Annotated in this window: 12 protein-coding genes; 11 read left to right on the top strand and 1 reads right to left on the bottom strand. The window is 72.7% G+C overall.

What is annotated here, in order from left to right; translation table 11 throughout:
* Positions 1–360: 360 nt before the first annotated feature.
* Positions 361–813 carry a hypothetical protein gene (locus C1I95_RS28910; protein ID WP_233513956.1) on the top strand — a complete coding sequence of 151 codons (453 nt, stop codon included), beginning with the start codon at positions 361–363 and terminating at the stop codon, positions 811–813.
* A 98-nt stretch (positions 814–911) separates the two neighbouring features.
* On the opposite strand, the gene C1I95_RS28905 is transcribed toward C1I95_RS28910, so the two are convergent.
* Complete coding sequence (locus tag C1I95_RS28905) at positions 912–1,574, bottom strand: A24 family peptidase (protein WP_233513955.1); 663 nt, start codon at positions 1,572–1,574, stop codon at positions 912–914.
* Positions 1,575–2,124: 550 nt separating this feature from the next.
* Between C1I95_RS28905 and C1I95_RS28900 the strand changes: the two genes are divergently transcribed.
* From C1I95_RS28900 to C1I95_RS28850, 10 genes are all read left to right on the top strand, one after another.
* Positions 2,125–2,532 carry a hypothetical protein gene (locus C1I95_RS28900; RefSeq protein WP_233513954.1) on the top strand — a complete coding sequence of 136 codons (408 nt, stop codon included), beginning with the start codon at positions 2,125–2,127 and terminating at the stop codon, positions 2,530–2,532.
* Positions 2,526–3,386 (top strand): hypothetical protein, encoded by an 861-nt coding sequence (locus C1I95_RS28895; protein ID WP_111218553.1) that lies wholly within the window; start codon positions 2,526–2,528, stop codon positions 3,384–3,386. The genes C1I95_RS28900 and C1I95_RS28895 overlap by 7 nt, the downstream gene beginning before the upstream one ends.
* A gap of 89 nt (positions 3,387–3,475) precedes the next feature.
* On the top strand, positions 3,476–4,054 hold the full coding sequence (locus tag C1I95_RS28890) for an SAF domain-containing protein (protein ID WP_199523958.1): 579 nt from the start codon (positions 3,476–3,478) through the stop codon (positions 4,052–4,054).
* Between the two features lie 20 nt (positions 4,055–4,074).
* Positions 4,075–4,809, top strand: coding sequence for a hypothetical protein (locus C1I95_RS28885; RefSeq protein WP_111218561.1), 735 nt, complete (start codon positions 4,075–4,077; stop codon positions 4,807–4,809).
* Positions 4,806–6,116: a TadA family conjugal transfer-associated ATPase gene (locus C1I95_RS28880; RefSeq protein ID WP_111218549.1), complete on the top strand. Its 1,311-nt coding sequence runs from the start codon at positions 4,806–4,808 to the stop codon at positions 6,114–6,116. The genes C1I95_RS28885 and C1I95_RS28880 overlap by 4 nt, the downstream gene beginning before the upstream one ends.
* Positions 6,117–6,119: 3 nt before the next feature.
* Positions 6,120–6,959, top strand: a complete 840-nt coding sequence (locus tag C1I95_RS28875; protein WP_233513953.1) for a type II secretion system F family protein — start codon at positions 6,120–6,122, stop codon at positions 6,957–6,959.
* Positions 6,956–7,825: a type II secretion system F family protein gene (locus C1I95_RS28870; RefSeq protein ID WP_111218547.1), complete on the top strand. Its 870-nt coding sequence runs from the start codon at positions 6,956–6,958 to the stop codon at positions 7,823–7,825. The genes C1I95_RS28875 and C1I95_RS28870 overlap by 4 nt, the downstream gene beginning before the upstream one ends.
* Before the next feature lie 291 nt (positions 7,826–8,116).
* Positions 8,117–8,326, top strand: a complete 210-nt coding sequence (locus C1I95_RS28860; RefSeq protein WP_111218543.1) for a hypothetical protein — start codon at positions 8,117–8,119, stop codon at positions 8,324–8,326.
* 38 nt (positions 8,327–8,364) lie between these two features.
* A complete protein-coding gene (locus tag C1I95_RS28855; RefSeq protein WP_111218557.1) occupies positions 8,365–8,778 on the top strand; it encodes a TadE/TadG family type IV pilus assembly protein in 414 nt (137 codons plus the stop codon).
* 38 nt (positions 8,779–8,816) lie between these two features.
* A partial coding sequence (locus C1I95_RS28850; protein ID WP_199523956.1) for a TadE/TadG family type IV pilus assembly protein occupies positions 8,817–9,029 on the top strand: 213 nt, incomplete at its 3' end.

The following is a 9,029-nucleotide window of genomic DNA, read 5'->3' as shown; positions in this document are numbered from 1 at the left end:
GGCCCCCGCCGCGCGCCGCCGCGACCCCTCGGAGGCGAAGGTCGCGGCGGCGCGCTGGGCATCACGGCCACCTGGTGTACGCCCTCGCCTTTGATGAGGCGGCCGGCCGCACGGCAGTGGCAACAGGCCGGGCTGCCGTGTGGTGTGGCGGTCAGGTGACGGATGCCCGAGCAACGACAGTCCCCCTCTGACGCCGTCGCCCACCGATCAGGGGTGCACGTCGCGCGCAGGTCCCCGATCCGCTACGCTCCAACAAACCACAGTTCGAAACTCTCGAACCGCAGTTGCGAAGCGATGTCGAGAGCTAAGCACGAGATCCCGTCGGGCGTCAACTGTAGTCCGTGAATATCGAAGTGCAGTTTGGAGGAGCTGGTGAGCGAGACACCCGCCGACCAGGTTGAAGACGCCACCTCCAGGCTGATCCAGTCGCGGCTGCGCCGTCTCTTCGACGCTCAGGACGAGGACCGGCCGCCGTACGGCGAGGCCGAGGTCGCCCGTGAACTCACCGCCCGCGGTCACAAGATCACTGACGCGGGCATCCGCAACCTCCTGCGTGCCCCCCGGATCAACCCCAAGGCCAGCACCCTGCGTGCCCTCGCCAGTTTCTTCGAGGTGCCCGTCGGCTACCTTTTGGGGGAGGACGAACCCGAGCCGGCCAGCCGCGAGGCACGGGTGCTCGCGCGATCCTTCGAGCGGCTCACTCCGAGATCCCGCCGCGACCTCGCCCGGATCATCAACAATTTCCTGGATCTTGAGGAGGCTGCGGAGGCCGCGCGGGGCCGTGGCGCGGAACCCACACAGCCCGGCGCATAGCGGTTGACGTTCCCGCTCGCCCGGCTCCTCAAGCCGACGGCCTCGCCCCTTGCCGAGCCGCGGCTGGGGCGGTGCGCGCGCCGGGGCACCGCCGGTGGTCAGGGCCCGAGTGCTACCGCGAGAAGCGCGCCGGCCAGCAGATAGGGACCGAAGGCGAGGTCGGACCGGCGCGGTGACGCGAGTCGGGCCAGCGCCTCCGGAACGGCGAGCACGTAGGGCAGCGCGGCGCCCCACATCACGGCACTCCAGCCGAGCGCGCCCAGGGACGCGCCGAGTACCGCCGCCAACCGGACGTCACCCATGCCCACCGCACTGCCGCCCGCCAGCGCGAGCAGCAGGTAGCCGCCGCCCAGCACACCGCAGGCCAGCAGCGCCGTCGCCAGGGTGCGCCACTGGCCCGTCACGGCAGCGTGCCCCACGAGGCACGCCCCGACCGTGATCGCCGCGGCCCTCACGATGGGCGAGGGAAGCCGCCGCGTCGCGGCATCGACAGCGGCAAGCAACAGTCCGGCGTAGAGCACGGCCAGCCATGCCGCCACCAGCAGCACCCCGCCCTGCCGGTCGTGCACGCGCCAGGCGATGGCGACCGATCCGGCGGCCACCCCGACAGCGCTGCCACACACGGCGAGTGCTCGCCACGGGCCCCGAATGGCCCGGCGCGATCCGCTCGCGCGCATCCCTGCCACGGTGCGGGCCCACGCCGGCGGCAGCGCCACCCCCGCCAGCGCCCCCAGCAGGGCAACGCTCCAGAACCCGTCCACCGTGCTCCGTCCCCCTGTCGCGAGGCATGACTCCCAGCGCGTGCGCGCTGGCGCTCTCTGTTGGCGGGGCATCGATCACGAACCACGTGCCACAAACCACAGTTCGAGAGAGTTGAACTGTAGTTGACGGGTCGCGTGATTGTGTGCTTTGCTCGGAGCCACCCACCGTCGAACTGTGGTTCGGATCAAGTCAACCGCAGTTCACTCCAATGGTGGGTGTGTTGCCCTACCAGGGCTGCTCGGAGCCGGTCGCGCCGGTAGTGCCGGTCGCGGCGGACGGGCGCCCGCCGGAACCCGTCGCGGCGGGTCAGGTACTCGATGTCCAGGACCGCGAGACCGGTCGTCTCGCCGTCACAGGGAGACACGATCACGCATGACGAGACGCATCATCAGCGGGAATCAGGTTGTCCGGCCGCGCGGCCGGCTCGTCGGGCTCCTCATCGGCCTGAGCCTGGCGCCGTCCCTCGGAGCCTGTGGCGCAGGCGATCCCGGCGATGGTTCCCCCGCCAGTCGGCCACCGACGCCCCCCGCCTCGGTCCTGGCGCCCAGCGTGCCCGCCGAGGACGCGGCGTTGCTGGCCTACCAGGGAATGTGGCAGGCGTACGCCAAGGCCGGCCTGACCGCGGACCCGCAGGAGCCGGAACTGGCGCAACACGCCACCGACAGGGCGCTGTCGACGCTGCAGACCGGGCTGACGAGGCTGCGTGAAGACGGGAACGTCATCAAAGGCGACTACCGCTCCGACCCACGGGTCATCGCGACCACCCCCGCGACCACTCCCAGCGCGGTCACCGTGCAGGACTGCATGGACACCACACGGTTCCTCACCTACACCGCGGCCGGCGTCCTGGCAGACGACATTCCCGGTGGCCGTCGGGCGGTCCGGGCGACGGTCATCCAGAACGGCGGCGGCTGGAAGGTGTCCAGCTTCGGGGTACAGGCGGTGGGCACATGCTGAGGCGTCCGCTCCTGGGCGGGCTCGTGGCCTCCGTCGTGGCCGTCGCGGGGATGGCGTGGCCCGCCCGGGCCGACGACGGCATCGGCCATGTCGACTGCGCGCAGAGCCCGACGGCACCGGAATGCGAGATCACCGCAGGGATCCCCGGCGGTCCCGGTGGGTCCAACGGTGGGTCGGGTCGCGGCAACGGGGGCTCGGGCGACAGCGGTGGGAATGCGGACAGCGACTGCTACTGGCTGCCCGTGGACAGTGATCGTCCGCCGCCTGCCGGCAAGGGGCCTGAGGGCGGCTGGTACGCCCGCACATGCCTGAGCGACGGCGTCGGGTCGCAGGCCACGCCGGTGTGGCTCGACCAGGCACCCGGGGTGGACCTGCCCGACCTGGCGCAGATCGCGCGGTCGCGCCTGAGCTTGACCGCCCCGCGGATCCGCACGAACCCCGACACCGAGCCGTTCGTGCTGGTGCGGGTGCCGGTGTGGCTGTGGGTGGATCCGGTGACGTGGCAGGCCCGGTCGGCGACGGCGTCGGTGCCCGGGGTAACGGTGACCGCGACGGCCACACCCACCCGGGTGCGCTGGTCGTTCGGCGACGGCACCAAGGATCTGACCTGCCTGGGACCGGGTAAGCCGTGGACCCCGGACATGGACCCGCGGGCCGCGTCGCCGTGCGGCCACACCTACACCCGATCCTCCGCCGCCACCGCAGGCAACGCGTTCCGGCTGCGGGCAACGGTCACGTGGTCGGTGACGTGGTCCGGGCCCGGTGCCGGGGGCACGCTCGATCCGTTGACGACGACCGCCACCATGGCGGTGCCGGTCGGGCAGTCGCAGGCCGTCGTGGAGCGTGCCCGGTGAGCGTGACGACACGAGCAGCGGACAGCGCGGCGAATCCGAGCGTGCCGGTGGAGCCGCCGCGGCCAGTCGGGCGGCGCAGCGGCCAGCGCGTGGCCGCCGGAGCGTTGCTGGTGCTGGCGACGGTGGTGACGTTCTGGCAGGTCGACCTGCGCCGGCACCAGGATCAGCAGTTCCTGGCGGTGGCGCGGCCGGTTCCCGCCGGCGCGGTAATCAGCGACGCCGACGTGCGGGTGGTGCGGGTGGCGAATCCGTCGGGCCTGGCTCTCGTCGAGGCGGACCGCCGCGACGAGGTGGTCGGCCGCACGGCGGCGGTGCCCCTGGCCGCCGGCAGTCTGGTGGTGTCCTCGCAGGTCGGGCCACCGGCGTGGCCGCCGGCCGGGCAGGCGTTGATCGCCGTGCAGGTCGGTGCGGGACGCGCCCCGGCCGCAATGAGCGCGGGGGCGCCGGTCGTGATCGTCGTGACCGCCAGCGCCGGTGCCGAACAGCCAGGCACGTCGCCCGCGGGCCAGGGTGCGCGACTGCGAGCGGTCGGCACCGTCGTGTCGGTAACCGGAACGGATCAGGTGGGCGGCCAGGTCGTGACGCTGCTACTGGCCGTGCAGGACGCGGAAGCGGTCGCGTCGGCGACAGGTGACGTGGCGCTAGTACAGCTCGGCGCGGGCCAGTGAGAGACGGGGAGGTGCGGACGGTGCTGGTGGTGGTCGCGTCGGTGTCGGGTGCAGCCGGAGTGTCAACAGCGGCATTGGGGTTGGCCGCGTTGTGGCCGAACCGAAAAGGACTGCTGGTGGAGGCCGACCCGTGCGGCGGTGTGGTCGCCGCCCGCTTCGGGCTACCGCAGGAGCCAGGACTGGCAGGGTTGGCGGCGGCGGCCCGCCACGGCCTGCCGGCGGGCGGGTCAGCGCGGTTCGTGCAGGTCCTGCCGGTGGGTGTGCACACCGTGGTAGGGCCGGGCGCCGCCGAAACCGCCGCGGGGGCGGTATCGGTACTCGCCGGTCAACCGCAGGCGGTCGCCGCTTTGGCGCCGGTCGTGGTCGTCGACGCGGGCCGCCTCTACCCGGGTAGCCCGGCGCACGGCCTGCTAGGTGACGCGGACGCGCTGGTCGTGGTCACCGCCGGCGACACCGAGCACCTCGACCACGTCGAGCACCGGCTCGCCGCCCTACGCACGAGCGTGCGTGGCGGCGCCGTCGGCCTGGCCGTCTGCGGCAAGACCCCCTTCGAGCCACACGACATCAGCACCCGGTGCAGGGCACCAGTGTGGGCCCACCTACCCCGCGACCGCTGGGGCGCGGCCGCGCTGAGCGGCCGGATGACCGGACCCGCCTGGACCCGCACCCGGCTCGCGCAGGCACTGCGGTCGCTGGCCGCCACCCTCGCGGTGCCGGCACGGCCTGCCCGCCCGAGCTTGGAGGTCCTCCGATGACGACGCCCGCACCCCCAGGCGATCACGGTGTGGTCGCACCGGAGCTGGTGGCGCGGCTACGCACCCGGGTCAGCGGCCGACTCGCCGGACACACACCCACGCCGGACGACCCGCCGCGCGAGGCGATGATCGCCCGCTACATCGCCGAGGAGCTGGTGGCGCACGCCCGCGAGACCATCGCCGCGGGCCGCAGTCCCCTGAGCCCCCACTCCGAGGCGGCCCTCGCGCGGGCGCTGCACGATGCGTTCACCGGCTTGGGCGGCTTGCAGCGGTGGCTCAACGACCCCCAGGTGGAAGACATCTTCGTCAACGGCTGCGACACCGTATTCATCCGCTACACCGGAGGCCGGGTGGCGCGTGTGGCGGCGGTAGCGGCCTCGGACGACGACCTGATCGAACTCGTACGGATCGCGGCGGCGCGCAGCGGCCAGGAAGAACGGCGCTTCGACCGCGGATCCCCTGGTCTGTCGCTGCGGCTGCCCGGCGGGCAGCGACTCTTCGCGACGATGGCGGTGTCCAAAAGACCCAGCGTGTCGATCCGCCGCAACGTCCTGCACCAGGTCACCCTCGACGACCTCGTGCGCCGCGGTGAACTCACCGCCGGACTGCGGAACCTGATCACCGCCATGGTGGCAGCCCGCAAGAACCTGGTGATCTGTGGTGGCACCGGCGCGGGCAAGACCACCCTGCTGCGGGCCGCCGCCGGCGCCATCGGCCACCACGAACGCATCGTGACCGTCGAGGACGCCTTCGAACTCGGCCTCGACGAGAACACCGACGCCCACCCGAACACCACCGCGCTGCAGCAGCGCGAACCGAACCTGGAAGGCGTCGGCGGCATCGACATGGCCACCATGGTCCGGTGGGGGCTGCGGATGCGCCCAGACCGAGTCATCGTCGGCGAGTCCCGCGGCGCCGAGGCCGTGCCGATGCTGATGGCCATGTCGCAGGGCAACGACGGCTCGATGTGCACCCTCCACGCCTCGTCCAGCAAGCAGGCGTTGACCCGCCTCGCGATGTACGTGATGCAGGCGCCGGAGAACCTCACCTTCGACGCGGCGAACGTGCTCATCGGCCAGGCCGTGGACTTCGTGTTGCACCTCGACGTCGCCACCGACGGCACCCGGGTGCTGTCCTCGATCCGCCAGATCCTGGAGTCCGACGGCACGCAGGTGCCCTCCAACGAGATCTACCGCCCCGGCCCCGACCGGCGGGCGGTGCCGGCCGCTCCCCTACGCGCCGACACCCTCGACGAGCTCACCGCCGCCGGCCTGGACGTCGACCGGCTCACCCGCGACAGGTGGTGAGCCGTGAACCTGTCACCGATCCTGCTCGGTCTCGGCTGCGCCGCCGGCCTCGTCGTCGCCGCCGACGGCCTCCGCCGACGCCCACCGGGCACCCCCGGCCGCCGACACGCGAGGTGGACGTCCACTGACCGCACGCGGCTGATGGTCGCCGCCGCGGGCGGGCTCGCCGCCGCGCTACTGACCCGCTGGCCCGTCGCCGCGCTGCTCGGCGCCGCCGCCGTGTGGGCACTGCCCCGGATCCTCGGCCCCGACCGCGAGCACGCCCACGCACTCGCCCGCATCGAAGCCGTCGCGTCCTGGGCCGAACTGCTGCGCGACACTCTCTCCTCGGCCGCCGGGCTGGAGCAGGCCATCACCGCCACCGCCCCGGTCACCCCGAAGCCGATCCGCACACAGGTCACCGCGTTGGCGCAGGCCGTACGCGACGGGGCGCGACTGCCCGACGCTTTGCACGCCCTCGCCACCGACCTCGCCGACCCCGTCGCCGACCTGGTGGTCCGCGCGCTGACCCAGGCCGCCGGCCACCACGGCGGACAGCTGTCACAGAGCCTGACGAGCCTCGCCGCCACCGCCCGCGAACTCGCGGCGATCCGGATGCGGATCGCCACCAAACGGGCCGCGACCCGCACCGCCGCCAGAGTCATCACCGGCACCTCCGTCGCCATGGTCGCCGGGCTGATCCTGCTCAACCGCGGATTCCTCACCCCGTACGGCACGCTCACCGGACAACTGGTCCTGCTGCTCGTGGGCGCGATATTCGCCGGCGGGTTCTGGTGGCTGGCCCACACGTCCCGCGTCCCGCAACCCCCGCGCGTACTCACCAACCCGGGAGGGCCGGCATGAGCCTCGTGCTCACCTGCGGGCTGCTCGCCGGTGCCGGTCTGGTCCTGGCCGCCACCGGCCTGCTGCCAGCCCGCCCCAACCTCACCCAGGCCCTCGACACACTCCGCCGATCACCCGCACCCGCAGCGACGCCGACCCCGACACACACCCGGCTGCTGTCCGCGCCGCTGCGCGCGCTCGGCCTGCCCCGGCAACGCCTGCGCGCCGACCTCGCGGTGCTCCAACGGCCCGCCGCGCTGCACCTGGCCGACCAAATGCTGGCCATCCTCGCCGGAATGATCCTGCCGCCGGTCGCGATCGCCGTCGTCGCCACCGGCGGGGTCACCGTCGCCGCCGGCACACCCGTCTGGGCGAGCGCGGCGGGCGCGGTCGGCGGATGGTGGCTGGCCGAGTCCACCGTCCGCGCCGAGGCACAACGGCGCCGCGACGAGCTGCGCTACGCCCTGTCGGCGGTCCTCGACCTCGTCGTCATCTCCCTCGCCGGCGGCGCCGGCCTCGAACAAGCCCTCGACGACGCCTGCGCCGACGCTCACGGCTGGGCCGCGCAGCGGCTACGCCACGCCGTGGACACCGCACGACTCCTACGCATACCGCCATGGCAGGCCCTCGACCAACTCGGAGCGGACACCGGCGTGGCCGAACTCGCCGAACTCGCCGCGACGATGAGCCTCGCCGGCACCGAAGGCGCCCGCATCCGCGACTCCCTCTCCGTCCGCGCCGCCACCTTACGTGCGCACCAGGCAGCCGCCCTCGAAGCGCAAGCGAACGCCGCCACCGAGCGAATGTCGATGCCGGTCATGCTGCTGGCCGCCGCCTACCTGCTGTTCCTGCTCTATCCGGCCGTCACCGCCGTCACCGCGCTCTGACCAATCTCTGCCGCAAGCTCGCGAATCTGAAGTGCCGCCGCCAACACACCGAAGGGAGGCAAGCGGCAATGAGGCACCCCGAGCACCCAGATCCACCGACAGACAGTCGGCGCCTGCTCACCCACGACCTCGAACGCCACGTACCGGTGGCGCTCACCGGCCCACGACACGGCCACGCCCGCGCGACAGCCACACACGGCGGGACACTCCCGCCACCTCACCCCTGCCCACCTCACCACCAACACGCTGCGGGACACCCCGCACCGTCACCACCAGACAAAGGAGACCCCCATGCGCGCGACGAAGAGGCTGGCGGCCAGGCTGACCCTCATCCGTCTCGCCGCCGTCCACCGCCTGCGCCAGATCCACCGCTCAGGCGACCGAGGCAGCGAGACCAGCGAGAAGGTCATCTGGATCGCGCTGCTGGTCAGCCTCGTCCTGGCCGTCTACGCCATCATCCAGTCCAAGATCATCGAAAAGGTCTCCAGCATCACCCTCTAGCCGCGCGCCAGCGGACGGTCCGCCGCAGCCGGCGCCCGATCGGCACTGATCGCGGGTCGGTCACCACCGAAGTGGTTCTCTACGCGCCCCTGCTGATGCTGCTCGTCCTCATCGGAGTGCAGCTCGCCGTGTGGGCGCTCGCCCAGCTCGGTGTCCAACACGCCGCCAACCACGCCCTGCAAACGACGAGGGTGCTCGACGGCAGCGCCGACAGCGGTCGCGCCGACGCCGACTCCGTCCTCGACCAGGTCGCCGGCGGCATCGTCAACGACCCGCAGATCGTGGTGACCCGGACCGCCGACACCGCCACCGTTACCGTGGCCGGTCGGGTGCCCGCTGTCGTGCCGTTCCTACGACTGCGGGTGCGCACCGAAGTCAGCGCCCCCACCGAACAGTTTCGCACTGAACCCGCCCCCGCCAGCGAAACCACGGCCCAGGAGAGACAGTGGTAGCCCGGCGGCGCCCACACGTGTCCCGACGGCCGGGGCGAATGGCCAGCGACCGCGGCTCAGTCGCCGTCGAGGTGGCTCTCGGCTACGTGCCGCTGATGGTCCTCGCCGTCCTCGCCATCGTCGCCTGCCTGCGCCTGACGTCCGCCGCCATCGACGTCAACTCCGCCGCCGCCGCCGCAGCCCGCCAGGCATCCCTGGCCGCGACCCCGGTCGCCGCCGCCACCGACGGCGCCACCGCCGCCACCACCACC

Source organism: Micromonospora craterilacus (assembly GCF_003236315.1).
Classification (GTDB): domain Bacteria; phylum Actinomycetota; class Actinomycetes; order Mycobacteriales; family Micromonosporaceae; genus Micromonospora; species Micromonospora craterilacus.
This window is presented reverse-complemented; position numbering and strand designations above follow the sequence as displayed.